Source organism: Phocaeicola fibrisolvens (assembly GCF_025567125.1).
In the GTDB taxonomy this organism is placed as follows: Bacteria; Bacteroidota; Bacteroidia; order Bacteroidales; family Bacteroidaceae; genus Phocaeicola; species Phocaeicola fibrisolvens.
Genome location: NZ_JAOQJI010000008.1, coordinates 104971 through 129229, shown reverse-complemented (window position 1 = coordinate 129229; position 24259 = coordinate 104971). Strand labels below are relative to the sequence as shown.

Sequence of the window (24259 nt, the reverse complement as noted above, 5' to 3'; positions counted from 1 at the left end):
TTTCGGGGGAATACCTAAAGATACAAAAAAGCCAGCTAATTCGCAACACTTTGTGTATGAATTAGTTGGCTAATTTTATATTATTTACTGAATGTCCCTATACATACCCGAAACCATTCCACAAATTTCCGGAAGGAAGAGGAGCAACAAGATCGATTGCTTCCTTGGATACCGGATGCACGAAACGTACACGACGGGCATGCAGGCAAATGCTGCCGTCGGGATTGGAGCGGGGAAATCCATATTTTAAATCTCCCTTGATGGGACATCCCATCTTGGCCAGCTGACAACGTATCTGATGATGACGCCCTGTCTTCAAATCGACTTCCAGCAGATAGTAATTTTCGGAACGCCCAATCAACCGGTAATGCAATACAGCTTTCTTGGAGTTCTTGACTTCTCTGTCGTAAGCGTAAGACTTGTTCTGTTTCTCGTTCCTCACCAAATAGTGTACCAATTCACCTTCGGTTTCCTTCGGCGGTTGCTTCACAATGGCCCAGTAAGTCTTTTTTACTTCTCCATTACGAAACATCTCGTTCAAACGACTCAACGCCTTACTCGTTTTGGCAAACACCACCAATCCGCTTACCGGACGGTCCAGACGATGCGTCACGCCCAGAAACACGTTTCCAGGTTTGGCATATTTTTCTTTCAAATACTGCTTTACGGTTTCCGACAAAGGCACATCGCCCGTCTTGTCGCCCTGCACAATCTCTGAAGCAGTCTTATTGACCACTATAATGTGATTATCTTCGTAAACTACTGTCATAAATAAAAAAATGAAGAACAGAGAATAAAGAAAGAAACTTTCCTCTATTCCCTATTCTTCATTCTCTGAATATTGCTGTTTCTCTATTACATGTTCATACCACCATCAACCTGGATAACCTGTCCTGATACGTATGAAGACATATCAGAAGCCAGGAACAAAGCGATGTTTGCCACGTCTTCCGGCGTACCGCCACGACGCAAAGGAATGCGCTTGTTCCATTCAGCTTTCACTTCGTCGGACAGTTTAGCAGTCATATCAGTAATGATAAAGCCCGGAGCAATGGCATTGGCACGAATACCACGTGATCCCAACTCTTGTGCAATAGACTTAGCCAAACCGATCAAACCAGCCTTGGAAGCAGAATAGTTGCACTGTCCGGCATTACCGTGAACACCAACTACAGAAGCCATATTGATGATGTTTCCATGTTTCTGACGCATCATAATCGGTGTGCAGGCATGGATGAAGTTAAAGGCAGACTTCAGGTTGACCGTGATTACGGCATCCCACTGTCCTTCGCTCATACGCATCATCAGACCGTCTTTTGTAATACCGGCATTGTTCACCAAAATATCAATAGAGCCAAAGTCATTGTGAATTTGTTCTACCACCTTTGCAGTATCTTCAAAACTTGCTGCATTAGAAGCGTATCCCTTCACTTTCACACCATAAGCGGCGATTTCCTTTTCTGTATTCTGACCGTTTTCATCGATAACCAAGTCTGTGAAGGCAATGTTTGCTCCTTCAGCAGCAAACTTCAATGCAATCGCTTTACCAATACCACGTGCAGCACCCGTAATAATGGCTGTCTTTCCAGTTAATAATCCCATTTTCTTTATTTTTTAATTAAACGATATGATTATTTTCTTTTCCCTTGCACCCCAATGCACCAAAAACAATCTTTGCCACATAACGCCAGCCAGTTTCATCATCTAAGTCTTCACCAATCTGGCCACGTATATAGGGTACTTCAATACCTTTTATACAATAATGCAAAATATCAGCTGTGATTTCCACATTGTCTATGTCGAAAAGACCTTTCTCTTTTCCTTCCCACAAAATGCGACGGAACAATGCTATTTCTTTTCGGTCAAAATCTTTCCGCATGGCTTCCACTCTCCAGATATCCCGAAAAAAGTCGGCCCGCAACGTTCCATTCCGATATACCACCATCTTAATGGCATCCAAGTGCGTCATGATCAGTTCCAGAATTTTCTTATCGGGAGACATGGACTTGCCTGCAGCCTTCTCCAGCTGGTCGGAAAGCATTTCCAGTTCAGACTCCACTACTGCCATGTAGATTTGCTCTTTACTTTTAAAATAAGTATAGAGTGTACGTCGTCCTTTCTTTGAAGCTTGGGCAATATCGTTCATCGTCGTATCTTCCACTCCCTTCTTCGCGAAAAGTTGTCGGGCTACGTCTACTAGTTTAGCTCTCGTCTTTAATACTGTCATCTTTCCTTATTGCACAACTGATAAAAAACTGAGCAAAAGTACTGTTTTTCTTGATACTACACAAATATACGGTCTCAAATTCGTCCGAAAAGCCCCCATCCCGCATTTTTCAGCTTCCTTCTAGCCCCTGATTCTATTTATTATTCTAAATAAAAATAAAGTTTTCTATATTTCTCTCATAAAAATTTGTTTTTATAAAAGTAAGTCCGTACCTTTGCACCGCAATTAAGAAAAAAACATCGCGGAGTGGAGCAGTTGGTAGCTCGTTGGGCTCATAACCCAAAGGTCGTCTGTTCGAGTCAGGCCTCCGCAACTACAACCGAAACATCGCGGAGTGGAGCAGTTGGTAGCTCGTTGGGCTCATAACCCAAAGGTCGTCTGTTCGAGTCAGGCCTCCGCAACTAGAGAGAGAAACCTTTTGGTTTCTCTTTTTTTATATCCCAATATACCCTAAAAAGGGTATTGCCCAGCCTCCCCTTTCCTCCTATCTTTGCCCAAAAACAAATATTATGGAACGAATCAAAAAACAACTGACCGAACTTATCGGACACACCCCCCTACTGGAACTGGAGCGCTTGGGAAAAGCACACCAAGCACAGGCTCGACTTATTGCGAAACTGGAATACTTTAATCCTGGCGGCAGCGTAAAAGACCGTATCGCCTTGGCGATGATCGAAGACGCCGAGAAACAAGGCATCCTAAAACCAGGTGCTGTAATCATTGAACCGACCAGCGGAAATACAGGAGTCGGACTGGCCTGGGTAGCAGGAGTAAAAGGTTATAAAGCCATACTCACCATGCCCGAAACCATGAGTATCGAACGCCAAAACTTACTGAAAGCCATGGGAGCCCAGCTTGTACTAACCCCTGGAAACAAAGGAATGCGCGGAGCCATCGAAAAAGCCAACGAACTGCGCGACCATACTCCTGGAGCTGTCATTCTGCAACAGTTTGAAAATCTAGCAAATCCACGCACCCACATTTCAACTACCGCACAAGAAATATGGGAAGACACCGACGGAAAGGTAGATGTATTCATCGCAGGAGTGGGCACAGGAGGAACCATAAGCGGAGTGGGAGAAGGCCTGAAACAGCATAATCCACACATTGAAATCATCGCCGTAGAACCAGACTCCTCAGCCGTACTCTCAGGCGATAAACCGGGAATGCACAAGATACAAGGAATCGGTGCCGGATTTATCCCCAAAACCTTCAACCCGAAAGTAGTAGATAAAATCATCCGCGTAACCGACAACGATGCCATCCGGACAGGAAGAGAACTGTCGTTGAAAGAAGGACTCCTCACTGGTATTTCTTCAGGAGCTGCGACCTATGCCGCTTTACAAATAGCCTCAAAACCAGAATATGCCGGGAAAAACATCGTAGTACTACTCCCGGATACCGGAGAGCGTTATTTATCGACCGCTTTATTCGCTTTTGAGGAATACCCACTTTAGAGATAAATCAGATACAATACTCCATTGTATCCACAATCCCCGCACGAAGCGCATAACGAATCGCTTCGTGCGCATTATTCACCTTCAGTTTCCGGAATATATTCTTTCGATGAGTGGCCACCGTATACACACTAAGAAAACGATCGGCTGCAATTTCTTTAGTGCTTCGGCCAAGTGCCATCGAACGTAAGATTTCTTTCTCAGTCTGCGTCAGAGGATATACCTCCTCACTCCCCTTCTTCCTTTCTTCCTCCAGAAGCGCCTGCACTTTCCGGCTTATAAACTGCTGATTACCCTCAACACTTGCCAAACATTGCCTGATTTCCGTCAGCGACGCATCTTTCATCAACACATGAAATCTCGGCCCAGCAAACAATACACGCCAAATAAAATCTTTCTCCAATTGGTCACTGAACAACACAAAATGAACTTGAGGAAAACGTTCATGCAACACCAATAGTTGATTAAGCGTACAATCAAACAAGGTATAATCCAACACGACACATGCTACTGGAAAAGTCAATAAAGACTCTGTCAAACATCCCCAGTCGGTCACTTCCACACAATTACATAAAGGAAAAAAGTCCAGCGCTATGGATTTCATTCCACAACGAGTCACATCCTGATTATCCGCCAGAATCAATGTTTGCATACTAAAGGAATTAAAAAAAGAAAGCTCCGCAAAAGAATCGCGAAGCTTGACGTGGGCGTTGACGGATTCGAACCGCCGACCCTCTGCTTGTAAGGCAGATGCTCTGAACCAGCTGAGCTAAACGCCCCAAAAAGAAAAAGCAATGATTTACGAGAAATTCGTTGAGTGGGCGTTGACGGATTCGAACCGCCGACCCTCTGCTTGTAAGGCAGATGCTCTGAACCAGCTGAGCTAAACGCCCGATAGTCTCGTTCTCAATTGCGGTTGCAAAGGTACAACTAAATTTTTAACCTGCAAACTTTTGAGCTTTTTTTTACCCAAAAGTGTAAAAAGAGAGAAAGAAACCCCATAAAAAATCCTTTTCCCAAACAAAATTCGAATGCAATGACGTGCCCTAATTGAATTATTGTACGTACCTTTGCAGAGCAAAAAACGAGGTGGAAACATGGAAGAAACATTCGCAAGATATATCAATGTCAACGGACAGTTGATGGATTTATCCCAACCCCGGGTTATGGGAATCCTCAACATCACTCCCGATTCTTTTTATGCGGACAGCCGCAAACAGACCGAAAAAGACATTATTGCCCGGATTCACCAAATCTTGGACGAAGGAGGTGACTTTATTGATATTGGAGCTTATTCCTCACGACCAGATGCGTCGGATGTTTCTCCTAAAGAAGAAATGGAACGACTCAAATACGGGTTGGAAATACTTCGGAACGAATGTCCGGAAGCCGTCGTCTCGGTCGATACCTTTCGGGCCGATGTGGCAAAAATGTGTGTAGAAGAATATGGGATAGCTCTCATCAATGACATTGCCGCAGGCCAGATGGACCCAGAAATGTTTTCCACAATAGCCCAACTCAAAGTCCCCTACATCATGATGCACATGCAGGGAACTCCACAAAACATGCAAAAAAATCCTCACTACGACAACCCGGTAAAAGAAATTATTCTTTACTTTGCCGAAAAAATCGAAAAACTACGAGCCTCTGGTGTAAAAGACCTGATTATCGACCCAGGATTTGGTTTCGGAAAAACCTTGGCACACAACTATGAAATATTGGATAAACTGGAAGAACTGCAAATGTTCCAGCTACCCATTCTGATAGGAGTTTCCCGAAAGTCTATGGTCTACAAGCTGCTTGGGGAAGGACCAGAAGATGCATTAAATGGAACTACTGCCCTGCATGCCATTGCACTGATGAAAGGAGCCCGTATACTCCGGGTGCACGATGTCAAGGCCGCCACTGAAACCGTACGGATTTTTCAGGCACTTAAAGAACGATGATTCCAAACACGAACTTTCATATTTTCTTCATTTATGCCTTTCGATATATACATACTTAGCTTTAAAGACATACTCGACATCCTGCTGGTAGCCTTTCTGCTGTATAAGACTTACAAGTTGATGAAATCGTCGGGCTCCATCAATATTTTTATCGGAATTCTGGTGTTCATTATCATCTGGGTCATTGTATCACAAGTACTTCAGATGCGACTGCTAGGCTCTATCTTCGACAAGCTGGTCAGCGTGGGAGTCATAGCCCTGATTGTTTTGTTCCAGGATGAGATACGCCATTTTCTACTTTCCCTTGGTTCCCGACACCGAAGCAACAGTCTGTTCCGCTTCCTGAAAGGCAACAAAAAGAATGAAACAGAACGAGAAGACATCATGCCTATTGTCATGGCTTGCCTGAACATGAGCAAAGGAAAAGTAGGCGCCTTGATTGTCATCGAAAAAGACTTTCCACTAGATGATATCGTACGCACAGGAGATGTGATTGATGCCAACATCAACCAACGGCTGATTGAAAACATTTTCTTTAAAAACAGCCCGCTTCACGATGGAGCCATGATTATCAGTCACAAACGGATAAAAGCTGCGGGATGCATTCTTCCGGTCTCACACAACCTGGAAATTCCCAAAGAACTGGGACTTCGCCACCGCGCAGCATTAGGTGTCTCACAGGAAACGGATGCCATGGCCATCATTGTATCGGAAGAAACCGGAGGTATCTCCATCGCCTACCGCGGACAGTTTCACCTAAAACTCACCGCCGAAGAACTGGAACGTATGTTAACCTCGGAAAGCGAACAATAGTCCTTAATTTAACATCAGATTCATATAAGGGTGTTTTCCCTCAAACAGCAAGCAAGTCAATCTTTCAATAGAAAGGATACGATATGTTTTTCCCTCTTGTCGTCCTCTAAAATAATGTCCATTTTCTACATTGTGCCAGCCATTATTTTCAGGAATAGCCTCATCCCCTTCCACCTTTATATAAAGATTACTTGAATGCCTGCCTGCCAGCAACCGCAGCATGGCTTCTACATGAATGATTCTCGCCATTCCCAGCTCATAGGAGTTTTCTCCTTCTCTCCCCAGACATTCTGCCTGAACCGCATGGTAGTGAGACAATAGATACTCCAACATAGCCTGCTCCACCTCTTTCCCCACAGCAACCTGTTCCGTTACTTTCAACGTCTTTTCTTCCGGAAAGCAAAAACAGAGCCCACTCAAGACTCCTTCCTGAAAAGCCCCCCACAACGAACCGCCGCTCAACTGCAAATCGGTTAATATAATGTGGAAATCCTCCCAATCATGCTGTATGTAAGCCTCCTGGGAAGATTGGAAATGATCAAAAAAACGAAATGCATCCCCACACAGTGTACTCTCAGGAGGGATTTCAACCATTTTCAACGACCCCGAAAAGTTATCAACAGGTAAAGAAGAAGCTGTTAATAACTTTTTTGTCTGTGAAAAACAATTCGCATATCCGGAACGGGCATAATATCCTTTCAACCATTCTTCCGCCGGAATCAAAGTAGAAAACATCACTCCTTCCCGGTACATCCGACGATGTGCTTCCGCCAGCAACCGACGCATCGTCCCTTGGTTCCGATAGGCCGGATCCGTACAGGCCCCGGAAATATAGGCGACAGGCATTTCCATCCCCTCATACGTCAAAGCATAAGGAATACGCTGCAAAGCGGCAATGACCCGACCGTCTGCTTCCGCATAACTGTTCAGCTCATCGGTATACCGCTTTTGAAAATAAAAATCAATGAATTCGTCCGTATCATGGAAACACTGTTTCCAGAGGACTTTGACTTGTTCCTTTATTGTCATTTCAATTCTGCCACGTACTTTTCAAGAAGAATCTCCGGATGATAAGACAGTTTCGCCCTGCGAAGCCCTTCCAATCCCAAATCTTCTTCCCGGTTGATATACACATACTGTTCAGGAATATGGTTGGCAAACTCATAGTTAATCATGGCGTATGCTCCTTCAATATCCGTATCAGCCTTTTCCACACAGGTATCAAAGGTTTCCTGGTTGATGGGCGCACCAAACGTGAAAGCCACAATCTTGCCTCCTACATAAAGTACACCTCCCTGAATGTCCAGCTGATCCATGTGTTGCAACGCCGCTGTCATGGAACGACGTTCATCCTGCAGAGCCTGATTCTCCGCACAATCATTTGCCTTACACCACTCCGTTTCCAGTTGCAAGCATTCTGGAATCAGCTCGGGAGTCAGCTGTTTGTATTCATAATCCGGATAAGCCGCCTTGAACTTATTGATGTGATTCCGCTTGGGTTGATATTTCTTTCCACGCAGAGTAGCCAAATCTGTCCGCAGATACACATAATCAAAATAATCACGGTCGGCCACGAAATCAAACTGGAACGGGAAAGCCGATTCCAGTTCTGCACGCATCCCGACGCAGACTCCCAGCAAACGGAAAGGAGCCCCCAGGCTGCGTGCATCCTCCATCAGTTCCTCCAATATAGAATGGAGATTACCCTCTCCCACCGGCATCATGTAAGCCAATTGATTGTCGGCATAAAAACGGAACAACAAGAAGCCGTCCTTCTCCGCAATCTCCGTACGATACAAGAAGCGCCAGCTGTATAAATTAGAAAATGACAGGTCGCAATTACGACGCCAACTGCGTAACGTATATTTCTGGACCCTATCTTTGTCGTCTAGTTCAATAGGTTTAAATGTAATCATAACACAAATTTGGTTCCCTGTTTAAAGGACAAATATAGTGCATTTTGCGAAAAAGACCAATTCATCCCTTTCACAGTTCACCTCCTGTTTGGACAATATGACATCCCGTAACAACCTTTAATACAATCCCAGCAGATGCAGAATGGTCGGTGAAAGCAGTGCTGTAAGGATTCCGTTCAATGTCAGTCCCAAGCTGGCATACGCTCCATACTTTCCACTCACTTCCATGGCACGTGAAGTACCCACGGCATGACTGGCCGTACCCATGGACAAGCCCTGGGCAATCGGACTGGCCACACGTCCTACCTGCAGAAGTTTAAAACCGCAAATAGCCCCAAACAATCCGACCACAATCACCACAGCTGCCGTCAAAGAAGGAATACCTCCTACTGCATTCGATACTTCCATGGCAATCGGAGTGGTAACCGATTTCGGAGCCAAAGACATAATCACTTCAGGCGATGCATCCAACAGCTTGGCTATAATGGTGACAGAAACCAGCCCTACTACACAGCCTGCCAGCTGTGAAACCAGAATCGGCATCAGCTGTTTCTTAATCATACGCAACTGCAGATACAATGGAACACCCAATGCCACTACTGCCGGCTTCAACCAGAATTCTACAAGATAACCTGCTTCTGAATATGTTTTATAAGAGACACCTGTACATTCCAGGAAACAAATCAGTAAGGCAATCGCCACCAAAATCGGGTTCAACAAGACCCAACCCGTTTTTCTTTGCAACAATTTTGACAAGAAATAAAAGCCAAATGTAATGGCCAATAAAAAGAACTTATTTTCGAAAAAATCCATACTTACGCACCAATTGATGAACCCAACCTGTAACAACCAACACTAATACTGTACTAACCAACGTAGCAATCACAATCGGCCAGAACTGGGCCGTAATGATGTCGAAATAAAGCATCAAAGCCACCCCCGATGGCACAAAGAAAAATCCGAGATTAGCTACCAAGAAATTAGTCAGGCCTTGCACCCACTCCAGCTTTATCCAACCCAGCTGAAGAAACAGAGTCAGCAGCAGCATACCGATGATACTTGAAGGCAGTTTTATGCCCGTCAGATATACAATCAGCTCGCCCAATGCCAGACATCCGAAAAGAATAGAACACTGTCGAATCATTTTACCTTAAATTTAATATTGAAAACCGGCGCAAATTTACATAATCAGAAAAACCAATCTACCCAAAAACCGGTTTTTATTCCCCTTCATAAAAGAAGTGAGGGTTTTTGCATACTTTAAAGTAAAAAAAAACGTCTTTTGCAAACTAGATATTACAAAAATAGCTATTTTTGCAGCAGATAAGGGAAACAATGTTATCGCACACAACAAGCATTTATTATTTAACATATAAATCATGGATTTAATCAGTGAAATCGTTGAACGCGCTAAAGCAAACAAACAGCGCATCGTGCTTCCGGAAGGAACAGAAGAACGTACTTTGAAGGCTGCCAATCAGGTATTGACAGACGGTGTAGCAGACTTGATTCTGTTGGGTAATCCCGATGAAATCATGGGTCTGGCCAAAGAATGGGGATTAGGTAACATTCACAAAGCTACCATCATCGATCCGGAAAACCATCCGAAGAAAGAAGAATACGCACAACTGCTTTGCGAACTTCGTAAGAAAAAAGGCATGACCATCGAAGAAGCCCGCAAACTGGTTTTGAATCCGCTTTACTTGGGCTGTCTGATTATCAAATCGGGTGATGCAGACGGACAGCTGGCCGGTGCCCGCAACACGACTGGCGACGTACTTCGTCCGGCATTGCAGATTATCAAGACTGCTCCGGGTATCACTTGTGTTTCAGGTGCCATGCTGTTGCTGACACACGCTCCTGAATGCGGTGACAACGGTATCCTGGTAATGGGTGACGTAGCCGTAACTCCGGTTCCGGATGCCAACCAACTGGCACAGATTGCCATCTGTACGGCTCGTACAGCTCAGTCTGTAGCAGGTCTTGACCCGCGTGTAGCCATGTTGAGTTTCTCAACCAAAGGTTCTGCTAAACATGAAGTAGTAGACAAAGTGGTAGAAGCCCTGAAGATTGCCAAAGAAATGGATCCGTCCCTGAAGATTGACGGTGAACTGCAGGCCGATGCTGCACTGGTTCCGAAGGTAGGCGCCAGCAAAGCTCCGGGTTCAGAAATCGCTGGAAAAGCCAACGTACTGGTGGTTCCGTGTCTGGAAGTCGGAAACATCTCTTACAAACTGGTAGAACGTCTGGGACATGCAACTGCCGTAGGACCGATCCTGCAGGGTATCGCCCGTCCGGTCAACGACTTGTCTCGTGGATGCAGTGTAGACGACGTATATAAGATGATTGCCATCACAGCTAACCAGGCCATCGCTGCCAAAGCTCAGTAATCATCCGAATCTTATCCATATCCATAATGCCACTCCCCTTTCTCGCAGAGTGGCATTATGATTTTCACTATTCTAAAAAAATATTCCAATTATATGAAAGTATTAGTACTCAACTGTGGTAGCTCTTCAATCAAGTACAAACTGTTTGAAATGACTACAAAAGAAGTCCTCGCGCAAGGAGGAATCGAAAAAATCGGCCTTCCGGGCTCTTTCCTGAAGCTTACTCTGCCGAACGGTGAAAAGAAAATCCTCGAAAAAGACGTACCGGAACACACTACCGGCGTACAATTCATCTTCGATACACTGACCAATCCTGAATACGGTGCTGTAAAAAACCTGCATGAAATCAAAGCTGTGGGTCACCGCGTACTGCACGGAGGTACCAAGTTCAGTGGTTCTGTACTGATTGACGATGCCGTGATTGCAGCCGTAGAAGAGTGCTGCGACCTGGGCCCGCTTCACAACCCGGCTAACCTGAAAGGTATCTATGCCGTTCAGAAACTGTTGCCGGAAGTGCCGCAGGTAGCCGTATTCGATACTGCTTTCCACCAGACTATGCCGGACTATGCATACCTGTATGCCATTCCTTACAGCTATTATGAAAAATACGGTATCCGCCGCTACGGTTTCCACGGAACTTCTCACCGCTATGTTTCAAAACGTGTATGTGAATTCCTGGGTATCCCGCAGGAAGGCAGCCGTATCATCACCTGCCACATCGGTAACGGTGGTTCCATCGCTGCTGTAAAAGACGGAAAATGTATCGATACCAGCATGGGACTGACTCCGCTGGAAGGCTTGATGATGGGTACTCGTAGTGGAGACATCGACGGAGGTGCCATCACTTACATCATGAAGAAAGAAGGCCTGACTCCAGATGAAATGTCTACCCTGCTGAACAAGAAGAGCGGTGTGCTGGGTATGTTCGAAAAATCAAGCGACATGCGTGAGCTGGAAGATGCCGTAGCCAGAGGCGAAGAACGTGCCATCCTGACTGAAAACATGTACTTCTACCGCATCACCAAATACATCGGTGCATACGCTGCTGCCATGGGAGGCGTCGACGTCATCCTGTTCACAGGTGGTGTAGGTGAAAACCAGGCTACTGCCCGTGCCGGTGTCTGCAAGACTTTGGGCTTCCTGGGCGTAGAAATCGATCCGGAAAGAAACAAAGTTCGCGGAAAAGAAGCCATCATCTCTACTGACAATTCCAAAGTAAAAGTCGTAGTCATCCCGACCGACGAAGAGCTGATGATTGCTACCGACACCATGAACATCCTGAACAGCAAATAAACCACAGGAATCCTAAAAGAGTTAAAAGAGGATACCCCCTGACAGGAATTCACTATCTTTGCCGAGGAAACGAAAGCAAGGAAAAGGAATCCCCGCAAGGAGTATCCTTTTCTTTTTTGCTCCGCTTTCAGTTAAAATAAAAAACATCCCACTATGAGCAAAAAGATTGTAACATTTGGAGAAATCATGCTCCGTCTCACCACACCCGACAACCTGCGTATTCAACAAAGCCACGACTTCCTTGTCAATTATGGAGGAAGTGAAGCCAATGTAGCCATTTCCATTGCCAATTTTGGCGGAGAAGTGGAATACATCACGCGTTTGCCGGACAATGCACTGGGAGAAACTTGTATCGCAGAACTCCGTTCACATAACATCGGCACGAAGCACATTCTTTTTGGCGGACACCGACTTGGTACATATTACATGGAAAAGGCTGCGGCCATGCGTAACTCCAACGTCATCTACGACCGTGAAAACTCGGCTTTCTCCGAACTGAAACCCGGTATGATCAACTGGCGGGAAATCTTCAAGGATGCCGCCATCTTCCACTGGTCAGGCATCGATGCCGCACTGACTCCGGGCTTGGCCGACGTTTGTAAAGAAGCCATCGACATTGCCAAAGAAATGGGACTGACCATCTCTTACGACATCAACTACCGCAAAAACTTGTGGAATTATGGAAAAACGGCTCAAGAGGTATTGCGTCCGCTAATGACCAGCAGCGACATCATGTTCGGAAGTGAAGGCGAATATGCCCTCGTGACTGGCATTCCGGCTCCCGGCTTCAAAGCCACCAAGAGCGGTGAGAAATACGACACAGCTGCCTACGAGAAATTCTGCCAAGGCATCAGCCAGCAGATTCCGAACTGCAAGTACATCTACATTGCCCTGCGCAACGTCATGAGTTCCGAGCACCACACATTTGCCGGCATTCTCTATGCCCACGGTGAAATGAAATACACCCGCGTGTTCGACATCGACAACGTCATCGACTGTGTAGGAGTAGGCGATGCCTTCTGTGGCGCCATGCTGTATGCACAGAATGCATTCGAAGACAATCAGAAACGTGTAGATTTTTCAACAGCTGCTTCTGTATTGAAGAATACCATTGCCGGCGACTACAACATGGTCAAGGTATCCGAAGTAGAAGGTCTGCTTGCCCGTCAGGAAAGCGGAGAAGTGGCCCGATAAACCACATACAAACCTCATAAGCAACAGGCGGTGGCAAGAACCCATTCTTGTCACCGCCTGTTGCTTTTCCTATGTGATAGCGAATCACTCCACCGAAGTTTCACCTTCAATATATTGTTCCAGGAACATATTCTCTCCGTCAAACACCGCATACGAGAACTCCGTAATCCAGTCGCCGAGAATCATCATCCGCGAGGTTCGGCTCAACATCAAATCCAGCATGATGTGACGGTGTCCGTAAATAAAGAAATTTATGTCAGGATGGCTCTTCAAGTATTCTTTTGAAAACAATACCAGCGGTTCCTTATCCTCTCCCATATAATCCGGCTCGCGTCCGTCTTCTCTTTTCAGACGGCTGTGCTTGGCCCATTCCAGTCCGAACTCCACACTCCAGCGCGGATGAAGCATCGAAAACAGGCGTTGCAGCGTCTTGCTGTGAAACATCGTCCGCAACAGTTTGAACTTCCGGTCGTTGTCGCCTAGTCCGTCACCGTGTCCCAGGAAAAACTCTTTTCCGTAAATTTCGCACGTCAACGGTTCCCGGTGCAGAATCACACCACACTCTTTTTCCAGATAATCTCCACACCAGATGTCGTGGTTCCCGATGAAAAAGTGCACTTCCACCCCCATGTCTGTCAGTTCGGAAAGTTTTCCCAGGAAACGGGTATAGCCCTTCGGAACCACCAGCTTGAACTCATACCAAAAATCGAACATGTCGCCCAGCAAATACACGGCAGCCGCCTGATGCTTGATGCTGTCCAAAAAGTTCACCAGCCGACGTTCTTGCGTACGACCGTGCGCAATGGCTCTTGAACCCAAATGAGCATCCGAAAGGAAATATACACTTTTCATCGTATCCATAAGCATTTGTTTACATAAATCCCAGTTCCAGTTTTGCCTCTTCCGTCATCATGTCCTTGTCCCATTCCGGTTCAAAGACCAGATTGATCTGTGCAGATTTTACCCCTTCCACCGATTCCAGCTTCTGGCGTACATCCTCCATGATGAAATCGGCTGCCGGACAGTTGGGAGCCGTCAAGGTCATATCGACGGTCAGCTCGCCGTCGTCCTGAAGGTCTATCTTATAAATCAAGCCTAAATCGTACACGTTTACCGGAATTTCCGGGTCGTACACGGTTTTCAGCATATCCACAATCTTTTCCTCAATTTTCAACTTCTTGTCGTTGTCCATAATCATTCAATCTTTATTCTTTGTTGCAAACATAGGCAAAAATCTCCATTTTTTCATCCTTACCCTGCAAAAAAACGAACTCAAAGACGTCCTTCATCTCCGTAACTATAGTAACTTCCGTCCGAAACAACCAGATGGTCCAACAAGCGGATGTTCATGGTACGCCCTGCTTCCAGCAACGCATGGGTCAGACGGTCGTCATCCTGACTTGGCCGGGTGTTTCCAGAAGGATGGTTGTGACAAAGAATCATGGAAGTGGCCCGTTTCAACAGTGCCTCCCGCAAGATACAACGCACGTCCACCTGCGTGGAGGCCAATCCTCCCTGACTGATTTTCACGGCATCAATGACCTTGGCAGCCTGATTGAGCAGCATCACCCAGCATTCTTCTACGGGCAAGTCGCACAGCAATGGATGAAAAAAGGTATACACGTCCTGCGAACTGGTAATCCGCTTACGCTCGGAAGGTTCCTCTTCCCGTCTCCGCTTTCCCAACTCTGAGGCTGCCAGAATCGTGACAGCCTTTGCCGGACCAATCCCCTTGTAACGGCACAAATCGTCTACCGTATATTTTCCAAGCTCACTCAACCGGTTATGACAATCTTCCAGCACTTTCCGCATCAATCCTACCGCCGTATCCTCCGCATTGCCGGAACCAATCAATATAGCCAGCAGTTCTGCATTGCTCAGTGCCGCAGGGCCATGCAGCATCATTTTCTCCCGGGGCCGATCCTCTTCCGCCCACTGGGTTATACGCAATTTCTCGTTCATGGTTCTTCCTTTTAAAAGTGACTGACGGAACCATCGGACCGGAGAAAAAGGAATTCTTCTATTTATAAAAAGTTTTTTCGAAAGCAGAGAATGACTTTCCTCCGCATACACAGCGTTTCCACCATGCCCGTAAAAAACCGGAACCATAGCCCGTCAACTGTATAAACGCAGCAAAGACGGATAGTCCACCAATTTTCAGACTTTTATTACGAAGAGAAGCGTCTGTAAAAATAACGACGGCAAACAAAGCCAGTAAAAGCAGGCTCCACGGACAGATAAAAGCAGCCAGCAGAACCAGTACCACACCGACCGTAAACACTGCCGGCAACAGATGTACCACTTTCAACGATTCCGGATATTTCTTGTACAAGTCAATACGGGCAATGCCGGAATTGTGTACCTGCTTGAAAAATTTCTTCAAATCCGTACGGCGCTTATGCCACACCCATGCTTCCGGAAACAACCGACAGCGATATCCTCCCTTGAAGATACGGATACTGAAGTCGATGTCCTCGCCGAAACGCATCCGGGAGAATCCGCCCAGTGACTTATACACATCGGCCCGGACTCCCATGTTGAAACTGCGGGGGTAGAACTTGTCCATTTTCTTCTTTCCTCCCCGGATTCCTCCCGTGGTGAAAAAAGAAGTCATGGCATAATTGATGGCTTTCTGTACGTCAGTAAACGAATCGTGCGCCCGGTCGGGACCACCGAACGCATCTGCCGGTTCCCGCTGCAATTCCGCTTCCACCGCAGCCAAGTAAGTAGCAGGCAAAATACAATCGGAATCCAGAATCAGCAGATACTCTCCACGACTCCGTTCGACCGCATAGTTCCGCGTCTGCCCCGGACCGGAGTTCGGTTTCTCAAAATAATGGACATCCAGTTTTCCTTCATATTTTTCCACAACCTGCTTGCACGGAATGGAAGAACCGTCTTCCACTACCACCACCTCGAAGTCCTTATAGGTCTGTCCGGTCAGGCTCTGCAACAGTTCGTCCACCTCATCCGGGCGGTTGTACACCGGTATGACCACTGAATATTTCGGATTCATCGTTCCTCCCCTTTCTCAATCTTTTTCAATTAACACCGTGGCATACGCTGAGATACCTTCTTCCCGTCCGGTAAATCCCAGTTTCTCGGTCGTGGTTGCCTTGATGGAGACATCGTCTGCCTCCACGCCCATCACCTTTGCCAGCACTTCCTGCATTTCCGGAATGCGGTTTTTCAGTTTCGGACGTTCGGCACACACCGTCGCATCGATATTCCCTACCCGATAGCCTTTTTCGGCAATCAGTTCCACGGTTTTTGCCAGCAGAATCTTGCTGTCGATATTCTTGAATTCCACCGAATTGTCGGGGAAATGATAGCCAATGTCACGCAGGTTGGCCGCTCCCAGCAGTGCATCACAGATGGCATGAATCAGCACGTCGGCATCCGAATGCCCCAACAAGCCCAATTCATGTTCCAAGCGAATTCCACCCAGCCACAATTCACGTCCCGGCACCAGACGGTGCACATCGAACCCAAATCCAACTCTTATCTTCATCGTATGTAAAAATCAAGAAGTTTTTCATTTTCCAAATATCCCTCCAGATGATTGCCTATCTGCACAGGACCTACCCCCACCGGCGTACCAGTAAACAGCATATCTCCAATCTTCAAGGTGCAGAAACGGCTGACGTAGGCAATAATCTGGTCTACGGTGAACAGCATGTCGCCCGTATTTCCCTGCTGTACCGTCTTTCCATCGATATCCAAATGGAAATTCACGTGCTGAATGTCGCCTACTTTTTCCACCGGCACCCAATCGCCGATGGCTGCCGAGTTGTCAAATCCTTTGCACAACTCCCAAGGCTTTCCCTCGGCACGGAACTTGCGCTGCAAGTCGCGGGCCGTAAAATCAATGCCTACGGTCACCGCATCATAATAGCGATGGGCAAAACGTTCAGAGATGTTTTTTCCCAGGCGGCAGATACGCACCACCATCTCCGTTTCGTAATCCACCTGTTCACAAAAATCAGGGATAAAAAAAGGCTTGCTGTCTTTCAGCAAGGCAGAGTCCGGCTTCATAAAGATGACCGGTTCTTGGGGCAAGGCTTCTCCTGCATGCAGTTCATGGCAATGCAGGCTGTAGTTCATGCCTATAGCAATAATTTTCATGGAGTTATTTCTTTATAATTTCATTCAAACGATTGAACATCACGGCCAGATGGGCATACAGTGACGTGTTCTGCACCACGATGGTTTCCGGCACACGGATACGGAACGGCGTAAAATTCCATACAGCCTTGATTCCTCCGGCCACCATCTTGTCTGTAATGTCCTGTGCGATGTTGATGGGTACGGTCAGCACCCCGATTTTCACCCCGTCTTTCGCCATCCGCTGTTCAAACTCATCAGTATGATAAATGGGAATTCCCTCTACGGTAGTTTCCACCAGATTCGGATTAATGTCGAATGCACCTACAATCTTCAATCCGAAATGCGACAGACCGGAATCCCTCAGCAAGGCGCCTCCCAAACTGCCGACTCCGAACAGATAGGCCTTGTGCATGTTCGTAAATCCCAGAAAGTCTTCCAGCACCTGAATCAGCAAATCCACTTCATACCCCACCCGCGTACGTCCGGAGATATCCACATACGAAAGATCTTTCGCTATCTGTGAGGCATCAATGTTTATCTGTCTGGAAATCTGAGTAGAAGACACATATTTCTCCCCTTTCTCTTTCATCAGCTTCGCATTCGAAAGATACCACGGGAGTCTGCGTAAAGTAGGCTCAGGAATCTTGTCCGTAATTTTACGACTTCGTACAGCCATCCAGATTTGCTCTATTATTCAATAGTGCAAAATTAAACTATTTCTCGTAAATCGAGGGTACGATTTCTGAAAAATGTCATACCTTTGAAGCGGATTAAATTAAATTCACATGAAAAAGAACGACTGGAAAGAGCGCTTGAACATTGTATATTCCACCAATCCGGATTTCAATTATGACAAAGGAGAAGAAGTAGAAACGGAAGCTCTCGACCCGAAACAGCAGAAGCTGAGAGTCAGCATCGAGAAAAAAGGACGAGGAGGAAAAACCGTCACCGTCGTATCCGGATTTATCGGCTCGGAAGAGGACTTGAAGGAACTGGGCAGAAAGCTCAAGACGAAATGTGGCGTGGGAGGTGCCGTGAAGGATGGAGAAATTCTCATTCAAGGAGAATTCAAGCAGCGTATCATTGATTTGCTGAAAACAGAAGGATACAGTCAGACTAAATAAAGGACGATTTTTTTCACGCTCTACTGCCACTTTATTTCAAACGCATTTCGATTTTTACCTCGTCACGAACGTGACGACACCTTGACACGAACGTGTCGAGCTCTCCGCACGAACGTGACTACCTCTCATCACGTTCGTGTCAAGGTATTTAAGCAAAGTAATTTGCTCTTTATTGAGCTGCGATTACCTTATCCAGCAAGGCGGCCAGTTCTTTCACCTTTTCCGGATGCTGAGCTGCCACATTCACCTTTTCAGAAGGATCTGTACGCAGATTATACAACTGAGGTTCCGGAGAGTTTCCCAATTCCGTCTTGGTCCAATATTCCAAAGCAGGTTTGTCACTTGGCTGCAAATATTTCCATTCTCCCTGAATAATAGCCAGTGTATTGTTCAAATTCTGCTCTACCACATATTCCCTGTCGGTCTGGTCTTTTCCCATCAAAGCCTGTGAACGGGCATGACTGTCGGGAGCTACCCCTTTGGCCAACGGCATTTCCATAATCTCGGCCAAGGAAGCAAACACATCAATCTGTGAGAACAATCCCTGCTGCTTGCAAGGTTTCTGAATAGCTGCCGGCCAACGTACAATAAATGGGATACGGGTACCGGCTTCATACAAACTGTATTTTCCACCCCGGTAGATACCCATCGGAGTATGTCCATTCAACATCTCGCGGGCCTGGTCCTGATATCCATCGTCTATTACCGGGCCGTTGTCGCTAGTAAAAATAAACAAAGTGTTATCGGCAATACCCAAACTGTCTAAGGTATGCATAATCTCACCAATGGTCCAGTCCAGCTGAAGAATGACATCTCCACGGGTTCCCAGCCCGCTCTTTCCGGCAAAACGCGGATGGGGTACACGTGGCACATGCACATCCTGTGTTCCCATATACAGGAAGAAAGGCTTGTCGGTAGACGAGCAAATGAAGTCTTTGGCCTTTCCAGTGATGACATCAGCAATCTCCTCATCATTCCACAAAGCCGACTTTCCGCCTGTCATCCAACCGATACGCGGGATACCGTTGATAATGGTATTATTATGTCCCTGACTGGGTTTCAATTTCACCAGTTCCGGATTCTCTTCTCCCGTGGGCCAGTTGCCGACCTTGTGGTCATAGCTCACGGTAATAGGGTCAGAAGGGTCCAGTCCGGCCACCCGTCCATTTTCTACAAACACACAAGGCACACGATCTACCGTAGCCGGAATAATGAACTCGTAGTCAAAGCCGATGCTTTGAGTGTTAGGTTTAATCAGTCCGTTAAAGTTGGTTCCTCCTGCAGGTCCCAGCCCCAAATGCCATTTTCCCACGGCGCCTGTATGATACCCCGCTTCGTGAAATACGTCAGCCAAGGTTACGCAAGTGGTGTCGATTATCAGTTCTGAGTTTCCAGGAGCAATACCCGTATTTTCTTTTCTCCACGGATAGCAACCTGTCAGCATACCATAGCGCGACGGTGTACTGGTGGCCGAAGTAGCATACGCATTGGTAAACTGGACTCCCTGTGCAGCCAGTTTGTCAATGTTCGGAGTAGAAATCTTCGTGGCTCCGTAACAGCTCAAATCACCGATGCCCAAATCGTCCGAATAAATAAAAATCACATTCGGCCGCTTCAAATCGGGCGCTTCCTGCTTCTGAGCCTGAGCGCATCCAGTCAATCCTGCCAAACCGGAAAAGGCAGAAAAATAAACAATAAGATTCTGATTCATGTTTCTATATTTAGGTTAGTAAGTGCAAACTACTGTTCCTCGCCCTGACGGTAAGCCATCGGCGTCAGCTGATAGGCTTTTTTGAAAAGCTTGCTGAAATAACGCGGCGAACTGAACCCTGTCTGGTCGGATATCTGCGTGACATTCAGTTCCGGATTGTTGCGCAACAAGAAGGCCGCTTTCTTCAAACGCAACGTAATGAAGAAATCGTTCGGAGTCTGCCCGGTAATGGCCTTGATTTTCGCATACATCCTGGTACGTGAAACCAACATTTTCTGAGCCAGCATATCAATCGTAAAGTCCGAATCATCCAAATGCTGTTCGAAAACCGCAATCACTTCGTCCAAAAATTCCTTGTCCAGCGGATTCGTAGCCAGTACAGGAGTATCCACAGTAGGCTGCTTGGTAAAATACTCCTGCAACTTACGGCGGTTATTAACCAGATTGTTGCAACGGAACACGAGCAGACGTGAATCAAACGGCTTCGTAATGTAATCGTCGGCACCAATTTTCAGCCCTTCCAAGTTTTGTTCTATCTCTGTGCGGGCAGTAAGCAACACCACCGGAATATGGCATGTATCCAAATTTCCTTTCAACTGTTTCACCAGTTCAATACCCGACATACGCGGCATCAGCACATCGCTCAATACGATGTGCGGAGAAACCTCAGCCACCTTTTCCAAGGCATCTTGCCCGTCTACCGCCGTAGTCACCTCATACAATCCTTCAAAAAGTTCAGCCAACATCCGGCGAATAGAAGCATTGTCTTCCACAATCAGGATACGAGGACGGAATCCATCCTTTCCTCCTACCAGCCCTTCGACAGAGGCATCCTTCTCATCCGACAATTCGGTAGCCAGTTCTTTCTTCTGTTCATCAAGCGTCAACTGACTGATAATGGCCCCGTCTGCAGCTTCAAGAATCTCATCCGGATTATAGAGTTCTTTTCCCAAAGGAATGCGTACGGTAAATTTCGCACCTTCGCCTTTGACACTTTCCACGGAAATCTTTCCGTGATGCAATTCCACAATACCCTTCGTCAAGGCCAGTCCGATACCTGTACCTACATTAAATTCCGTATCGGCCGAACTTTGATAAAAACGGTCGAAAATCTTGTCTATGTCTGCCGGAAGAATTCCACTGCCATTGTCTTCTACCGAGAACCAGGCTTCCGTATCTGTCACTCCTACCTCCATCACAATCTTTCCTTGTGAAGGTACGTGCTTCATGGCATTCGACAGCAAATTGTTAATCACCTTCCGCATCTGCTTCCAGTCGAACCACAATTCAATGTCATCCTGCGACTTATGAAACTCAAAATGTATTTGTTTACTCTCTGCATACGGCTGGAAAAGCAAATACGTTTCATTCAGGAAATTTACCAAATTCATCCGGCTGACTTTCAGCTTCATCTTTCCTTGTTCCTGTTTCCGGAAATCCAACAGCTCCCCTATCAGTTCCTTCAGCTGCATACCACTTTTATAAGCCAGCAACACGGTGGAATACATGGAAGGAGAAAGCTGAGGCATCTGCATCAACTTTTCCAGTTGCCCTAAAATCAAGGTAAGCGGTGTGCGGAATTCATGTGAGATACTGGTGAAGAAGCGCAATTTATTCTGGTTCAGTCGTTCGATATCCTGCAAATGACGTTGTTCATAAGTCAACGAGGCCTGCAGCTTCACCCTGCTCTGATACATCCGCATCAGATAGAAAACAATTCCTCCCACCAGCAACACATACAACAAGAAAGCCCATTCCGATGCATAAAAAGGCGGCTTTACCACAATCTGCATGCAAATAGGTTTGCTCAAGCTGTCGGGATTGGCAGAACGTACCCACAAAGTATATGTTCCGGAATTCAGGTTCGTATATGTAATGACCGGCTGCTCCCTTACTTTGGTCCACTCCTTGGAGAAGCCCTCCAGCAGATATTCCATCTGCTCCCGGTTTTCAGGGATATAATTGGAAGTAGAGAAGTAAATACTGAACATATTCTGATTGGCCTTCAGCGTAATGCAAGAAGTATGGTTCAATTCATGCGACAAGATTCCGCTGGCATCGTTCACCCCGATTTCCTTTCCGTTTACCACCAGACGCGTCCACATGATATGATACGGTTTCAGACGGTAATTCAAGCTATTCAAGGAGAACATGACCATACCTGATGTGCCTCCCAAAAAGACTTCCTTCTTTTTAGAAAGGTACAAGGCATTTTCATTGACGGAATTCAACGGGAAGCCGTTTCCCGACCAATAATTCCGAATTGTGCCTTTCCGATAATCGAAACAGGAAAATCCCTGATTGGTTATCATCAGCAGTTCTTTATGGTCTCCCTCACAGACCTTGTAGATGCAATCACTTGAAAAGCCGCTGTTAGACACGTCGTAATTACGGAAAGCTCTCGTCCGTTGGTCCAGACAATCAAGCCCGCTGCCGGATGTACAGAACCATATTTTATTTTCGCTGTCGCAAAAGATGCTGTTCACATTGTTATTGCTGATTCCCGGTTCTCCTTTCCGATACACATAATGTGTCAAGGCATCGGTCTTAAAATCGTACGAGAAGACCCCTTCTCCTGTCACAGCCATCCATAAGACACCGTTTTTATCAAATTCCAGATCGGCCACCATACGAATGAGTTTCCCCTCCTTGTGCGACTGAAACAACTGTCGGCATTTGCCGGTAGCACGCGAAAACAGACAGACTCCCGATTGCGTGGCAACGACCAGACTATCTTTATAAGGAACGATGTCACGCACAATATCGGAAGGTATACTTTCCTTGTCGCCTTCCACTTTCCGATAGACAGAAAAACGTCCGGTCTTAATGTCCAGCTTGTTAATTCCACCAAGATGCAATCCCAGCCACATACAATCTGCCGCTTCATCATACCAGATGGCCTTTACATTATTATGCGAAATACTGTTGACCGACGAACGATGCGTATACCACTGAAAAGTATTCTTCACGGGGTCAAAGACATTCAGTCCACCCCCTTCCGTACAAATCCAGATATTTCCCCGCTTGTCCTCAATCATATTTCCCACAACCGGACTGCTGAGACCTCTTGCTGGAGTATCTGCCTGACGGAAGAAACGATATATGGCATATTCAGGATTAAAATAGTTCACTCCACCAAAGTAGGTACCGGCCCAAATGGTTCCCTGGGCATCTTTCCGTATGCACCATACAGAAGAATGCGTAAGTCCGTATGGCTGCTCTCCTTCCGTATAATGCGTAATCACCCCCGTTTGCAGATTCATGCAATCCAGTCCGGCTTCCGTACCTATCCACATACAGCCCTCGTTGTCTTCCTCAAAACAACGCACAAAATTTGAAGAAAGTGTCTGCGTAGAATGAGCCTCGGCCTTAATGTTCCGGATATTACCTTTCCGGTCCAGAAGGAATATGCCGTTGTTCCAGGTCCCTACCCAAATACGATGCGATGCATCTTCATACACAGACGAAATACGCTGGGAACGGATGACATGCGACAAGTTTCTATCCTCCGACAAACAATACAATCCCTCATGTTCCGTCCCAATCCAAAAACGTCCGGCTGAGTCCTGAAACAAAGAAGAAATGTCTCCTTCGGACGAAGGCAGACGGTAATAACTGTCAAAACTGGAAGTCTGCTCATTATAGTGAAAAATCTCATTGCCACAAGCTACATAAAGACCGTTATGGTAAGTAATGGCATCCACTTTCCCGCTAAGCAAGGTGGTAAATCGACGGGTATCCATGTCAAAACTGGCCACTCCATCCATGCAAAGCAAATAAAGATGTCCTTTCTGGTCGCCGGTAATACGAAGCAAATGATTTGAAAAGAGGCTGTACGGATTGTTTTTCTCCAAACGATAGATAGTGATGTCATTACCATCGTAACAGTTCAACCCCTCTCTTGTGCCAATCCATATCAGATTATTCTCATCCACATAAATATCATTCACCGAAATCTGTGACAATCCGTTATCGGTAGACAAATGTTTAAAAGTAATATTTTGAGCCGCCAGCCGAGGAAGATGCATGACCAGCAGTCCGAATAATAAAAAGCAATAAAATATTAATTTCTTCATGTTTT

At 46.3% G+C, this 24259-nt stretch carries 24 protein-coding genes and 4 tRNA genes; 9 read left to right on the top strand and 19 right to left on the bottom strand.

Features of this window, described 5'->3' with window-relative positions:
• Positions 1-97: 97 nt before the first annotated feature.
• The 3 genes from OCV81_RS05560 to OCV81_RS05550 all read right to left on the bottom strand — a co-directional run bounded on the left by OCV81_RS05560 (position 98) and on the right by OCV81_RS05550 (position 2227).
• The gene (locus OCV81_RS05560) at positions 98-769 is read right to left on the bottom strand and encodes an RluA family pseudouridine synthase (RefSeq protein ID WP_148329077.1); all 672 of its coding nucleotides are present in this window, start codon (positions 767-769) and stop codon (positions 98-100) included.
• 86 nt (positions 770-855) lie between these two features.
• Positions 856-1602: a 3-oxoacyl-[acyl-carrier-protein] reductase gene (gene fabG / locus OCV81_RS05555; RefSeq protein WP_022354449.1), complete on the bottom strand. Its 747-nt coding sequence runs from the start codon at positions 1600-1602 to the stop codon at positions 856-858.
• A gap of 16 nt (positions 1603-1618) precedes the next feature.
• Positions 1619-2227: a TetR/AcrR family transcriptional regulator gene (locus OCV81_RS05550; RefSeq protein ID WP_148329075.1), complete on the bottom strand. Its 609-nt coding sequence runs from the start codon at positions 2225-2227 to the stop codon at positions 1619-1621.
• A gap of 240 nt (positions 2228-2467) precedes the next feature.
• Between OCV81_RS05550 and OCV81_RS05545 the strand changes: the two genes are divergently transcribed.
• The 3 genes from OCV81_RS05545 to cysK all read left to right on the top strand — a co-directional run bounded on the left by OCV81_RS05545 (position 2468) and on the right by cysK (position 3684).
• Positions 2468-2540 (top strand) — tRNA-Met (locus tag OCV81_RS05545).
• A 15-nt stretch (positions 2541-2555) separates the two neighbouring features.
• Positions 2556-2628: transfer RNA gene (locus OCV81_RS05540), tRNA-Met, on the top strand.
• 108 nt (positions 2629-2736) lie between these two features.
• Complete coding sequence (gene cysK, locus OCV81_RS05535; RefSeq protein WP_148329073.1) at positions 2737-3684, top strand: cysteine synthase A; 948 nt, start codon at positions 2737-2739, stop codon at positions 3682-3684.
• A 7-nt stretch (positions 3685-3691) separates the two neighbouring features.
• Here the strand turns inward: cysK and OCV81_RS05530 are convergent, their stop codons facing one another.
• The 3 genes from OCV81_RS05530 to OCV81_RS05520 all read right to left on the bottom strand — a co-directional run bounded on the left by OCV81_RS05530 (position 3692) and on the right by OCV81_RS05520 (position 4577).
• Positions 3692-4336, bottom strand: a complete 645-nt coding sequence (locus OCV81_RS05530; protein WP_148329071.1) for a response regulator transcription factor — start codon at positions 4334-4336, stop codon at positions 3692-3694.
• A 52-nt stretch (positions 4337-4388) separates the two neighbouring features.
• Positions 4389-4463: transfer RNA gene (locus OCV81_RS05525), tRNA-Val, on the bottom strand.
• Between the two features lie 39 nt (positions 4464-4502).
• A tRNA-Val gene (locus OCV81_RS05520) sits at positions 4503-4577 on the bottom strand.
• Positions 4578-4781: 204 nt separating this feature from the next.
• Here OCV81_RS05520 and folP point away from each other — a divergent pair.
• Together folP and cdaA are read left to right on the top strand one after the other, a co-directional pair.
• Positions 4782-5630, top strand: a complete 849-nt coding sequence (gene folP, locus OCV81_RS05515) for a dihydropteroate synthase (RefSeq protein WP_148329069.1) — start codon at positions 4782-4784, stop codon at positions 5628-5630.
• Between the two features lie 33 nt (positions 5631-5663).
• Positions 5664-6443 carry a diadenylate cyclase CdaA gene (cdaA, locus tag OCV81_RS05510; RefSeq protein WP_022354455.1) on the top strand — a complete coding sequence of 260 codons (780 nt, stop codon included), beginning with the start codon at positions 5664-5666 and terminating at the stop codon, positions 6441-6443.
• A gap of 3 nt (positions 6444-6446) precedes the next feature.
• Here cdaA and OCV81_RS05505 read toward each other — a convergent pair whose 3' ends face one another.
• From OCV81_RS05505 to OCV81_RS05490, 4 genes are all read right to left on the bottom strand, one after another.
• On the bottom strand, positions 6447-7472 hold the full coding sequence (locus OCV81_RS05505; protein ID WP_148329067.1) for a GNAT family N-acetyltransferase: 1026 nt from the start codon (positions 7470-7472) through the stop codon (positions 6447-6449).
• Positions 7469-8359 carry a DUF2156 domain-containing protein gene (locus OCV81_RS05500; RefSeq protein ID WP_022354457.1) on the bottom strand — a complete coding sequence of 297 codons (891 nt, stop codon included), beginning with the start codon at positions 8357-8359 and terminating at the stop codon, positions 7469-7471. Before OCV81_RS05500 ends, OCV81_RS05505 begins: the two co-directional genes overlap by 4 nt.
• A 117-nt stretch (positions 8360-8476) precedes the next feature.
• A complete protein-coding gene (locus tag OCV81_RS05495; RefSeq protein ID WP_148329065.1) occupies positions 8477-9172 on the bottom strand; it encodes an LrgB family protein in 696 nt (231 codons plus the stop codon).
• The gene (locus OCV81_RS05490) at positions 9153-9503 is read right to left on the bottom strand and encodes a CidA/LrgA family protein (protein ID WP_022354459.1); all 351 of its coding nucleotides are present in this window, start codon (positions 9501-9503) and stop codon (positions 9153-9155) included. The genes OCV81_RS05495 and OCV81_RS05490 overlap by 20 nt, the downstream gene beginning before the upstream one ends.
• A 235-nt stretch (positions 9504-9738) precedes the next feature.
• Here OCV81_RS05490 and pta point away from each other — a divergent pair, with 235 nt between their 5' ends.
• The 3 genes from pta (at position 9739) to OCV81_RS05475 (ending at position 13236) form a co-directional block, all read left to right on the top strand.
• Complete coding sequence (gene pta / locus OCV81_RS05485) at positions 9739-10749, top strand: phosphate acetyltransferase (RefSeq protein ID WP_022354461.1); 1011 nt, start codon at positions 9739-9741, stop codon at positions 10747-10749.
• 93 nt (positions 10750-10842) lie between these two features.
• The gene (locus OCV81_RS05480) at positions 10843-12042 is read left to right on the top strand and encodes an acetate kinase (protein ID WP_022354462.1); all 1200 of its coding nucleotides are present in this window, start codon (positions 10843-10845) and stop codon (positions 12040-12042) included.
• A gap of 153 nt (positions 12043-12195) precedes the next feature.
• Entirely contained in the window at positions 12196-13236 is a 1041-nt protein-coding gene (locus tag OCV81_RS05475) for a sugar kinase (protein WP_022354463.1), read from the top strand.
• Between the two features lie 84 nt (positions 13237-13320).
• Here OCV81_RS05475 and OCV81_RS05470 read toward each other — a convergent pair whose 3' ends face one another.
• The 7 genes from OCV81_RS05470 to OCV81_RS05440 all read right to left on the bottom strand — a co-directional run bounded on the left by OCV81_RS05470 (position 13321) and on the right by OCV81_RS05440 (position 18019).
• On the bottom strand, positions 13321-14088 hold the full coding sequence (locus tag OCV81_RS05470; protein ID WP_148329091.1) for a UDP-2,3-diacylglucosamine diphosphatase: 768 nt from the start codon (positions 14086-14088) through the stop codon (positions 13321-13323).
• Between the two features lie 19 nt (positions 14089-14107).
• Positions 14108-14428: a metal-sulfur cluster assembly factor gene (locus OCV81_RS05465; protein ID WP_022354465.1), complete on the bottom strand. Its 321-nt coding sequence runs from the start codon at positions 14426-14428 to the stop codon at positions 14108-14110.
• A gap of 80 nt (positions 14429-14508) precedes the next feature.
• Positions 14509-15198 (bottom strand): RadC family protein, encoded by a 690-nt coding sequence (radC, locus tag OCV81_RS05460; protein WP_022354466.1) that lies wholly within the window; start codon positions 15196-15198, stop codon positions 14509-14511.
• 58 nt (positions 15199-15256) lie between these two features.
• Complete coding sequence (locus tag OCV81_RS05455; RefSeq protein ID WP_148329063.1) at positions 15257-16252, bottom strand: glycosyltransferase; 996 nt, start codon at positions 16250-16252, stop codon at positions 15257-15259.
• A gap of 15 nt (positions 16253-16267) precedes the next feature.
• Complete coding sequence (gene ispF, locus OCV81_RS05450) at positions 16268-16747, bottom strand: 2-C-methyl-D-erythritol 2,4-cyclodiphosphate synthase (protein ID WP_148329061.1); 480 nt, start codon at positions 16745-16747, stop codon at positions 16268-16270.
• On the bottom strand, positions 16744-17361 hold the full coding sequence (locus OCV81_RS05445; RefSeq protein WP_022354469.1) for a fumarylacetoacetate hydrolase family protein: 618 nt from the start codon (positions 17359-17361) through the stop codon (positions 16744-16746). Before OCV81_RS05445 ends, ispF begins: the two co-directional genes overlap by 4 nt.
• Before the next feature lie 4 nt (positions 17362-17365).
• On the bottom strand, positions 17366-18019 hold the full coding sequence (locus tag OCV81_RS05440; RefSeq protein WP_148329059.1) for a redox-sensing transcriptional repressor Rex: 654 nt from the start codon (positions 18017-18019) through the stop codon (positions 17366-17368).
• A 109-nt stretch (positions 18020-18128) separates the two neighbouring features.
• On the opposite strand from OCV81_RS05440, the gene OCV81_RS05435 reads away from it, so the two are divergent.
• Complete coding sequence (locus OCV81_RS05435; RefSeq protein WP_148329057.1) at positions 18129-18467, top strand: translation initiation factor; 339 nt, start codon at positions 18129-18131, stop codon at positions 18465-18467.
• A 169-nt stretch (positions 18468-18636) separates the two neighbouring features.
• Here OCV81_RS05435 and OCV81_RS05430 read toward each other — a convergent pair whose 3' ends face one another.
• Both OCV81_RS05430 and OCV81_RS05425 read right to left on the bottom strand, forming a co-directional pair.
• Positions 18637-20178 (bottom strand): sulfatase family protein, encoded by a 1542-nt coding sequence (locus OCV81_RS05430; protein ID WP_148329055.1) that lies wholly within the window; start codon positions 20176-20178, stop codon positions 18637-18639.
• Positions 20179-20207: 29 nt separating this feature from the next.
• Positions 20208-24254: a two-component regulator propeller domain-containing protein gene (locus tag OCV81_RS05425; RefSeq protein ID WP_148329053.1), complete on the bottom strand. Its 4047-nt coding sequence runs from the start codon at positions 24252-24254 to the stop codon at positions 20208-20210.
• Positions 24255-24259 lie beyond the last annotated feature (5 nt).

Coding starts and splice junctions, on each gene's coding strand:
- OCV81_RS05430 (WP_148329055.1), bottom strand. CDS start 20,178: ATGAATCAGAATCTTATTGTTTATTTTTCTGCCTTTTCCGGTTTGGCA.
- OCV81_RS05470 (WP_148329091.1), bottom strand. CDS start 14,088: ATGAAAAGTGTATATTTCCTTTCGGATGCTCATTTGGGTTCAAGAGCC.
- OCV81_RS05500 (WP_022354457.1), bottom strand. CDS start 8,359: ATGATTACATTTAAACCTATTGAACTAGACGACAAAGATAGGGTCCAG.
- OCV81_RS05490 (WP_022354459.1), bottom strand. CDS start 9,503: ATGATTCGACAGTGTTCTATTCTTTTCGGATGTCTGGCATTGGGCGAG.
- OCV81_RS05530 (WP_148329071.1), bottom strand. CDS start 4,336: ATGCAAACATTGATTCTGGCGGATAATCAGGATGTGACTCGTTGTGGA.
- OCV81_RS05465 (WP_022354465.1), bottom strand. CDS start 14,428: ATGGACAACGACAAGAAGTTGAAAATTGAGGAAAAGATTGTGGATATG.
- fabG (WP_022354449.1), bottom strand. CDS start 1,602: ATGGGATTATTAACTGGAAAGACAGCCATTATTACGGGTGCTGCACGT.
- pta (WP_022354461.1), top strand. CDS start 9,739: ATGGATTTAATCAGTGAAATCGTTGAACGCGCTAAAGCAAACAAACAG.
- OCV81_RS05550 (WP_148329075.1), bottom strand. CDS start 2,227: ATGACAGTATTAAAGACGAGAGCTAAACTAGTAGACGTAGCCCGACAA.
- OCV81_RS05480 (WP_022354462.1), top strand. CDS start 10,843: ATGAAAGTATTAGTACTCAACTGTGGTAGCTCTTCAATCAAGTACAAA.
- ispF (WP_148329061.1), bottom strand. CDS start 16,747: ATGAAGATAAGAGTTGGATTTGGGTTCGATGTGCACCGTCTGGTGCCG.
- folP (WP_148329069.1), top strand. CDS start 4,782: ATGGAAGAAACATTCGCAAGATATATCAATGTCAACGGACAGTTGATG.
- OCV81_RS05440 (WP_148329059.1), bottom strand. CDS start 18,019: ATGGCTGTACGAAGTCGTAAAATTACGGACAAGATTCCTGAGCCTACT.
- OCV81_RS05435 (WP_148329057.1), top strand. CDS start 18,129: ATGAAAAAGAACGACTGGAAAGAGCGCTTGAACATTGTATATTCCACC.
- OCV81_RS05425 (WP_148329053.1), bottom strand. CDS start 24,254: ATGAAGAAATTAATATTTTATTGCTTTTTATTATTCGGACTGCTGGTC.
- cdaA (WP_022354455.1), top strand. CDS start 5,664: ATGCCTTTCGATATATACATACTTAGCTTTAAAGACATACTCGACATC.
- radC (WP_022354466.1), bottom strand. CDS start 15,198: ATGAACGAGAAATTGCGTATAACCCAGTGGGCGGAAGAGGATCGGCCC.
- OCV81_RS05495 (WP_148329065.1), bottom strand. CDS start 9,172: ATGGATTTTTTCGAAAATAAGTTCTTTTTATTGGCCATTACATTTGGC.
- OCV81_RS05475 (WP_022354463.1), top strand. CDS start 12,196: ATGAGCAAAAAGATTGTAACATTTGGAGAAATCATGCTCCGTCTCACC.
- OCV81_RS05560 (WP_148329077.1), bottom strand. CDS start 769: ATGACAGTAGTTTACGAAGATAATCACATTATAGTGGTCAATAAGACT.
- OCV81_RS05455 (WP_148329063.1), bottom strand. CDS start 16,252: ATGAATCCGAAATATTCAGTGGTCATACCGGTGTACAACCGCCCGGAT.
- OCV81_RS05445 (WP_022354469.1), bottom strand. CDS start 17,361: ATGAAAATTATTGCTATAGGCATGAACTACAGCCTGCATTGCCATGAA.
- OCV81_RS05505 (WP_148329067.1), bottom strand. CDS start 7,472: ATGACAATAAAGGAACAAGTCAAAGTCCTCTGGAAACAGTGTTTCCAT.
- cysK (WP_148329073.1), top strand. CDS start 2,737: ATGGAACGAATCAAAAAACAACTGACCGAACTTATCGGACACACCCCC.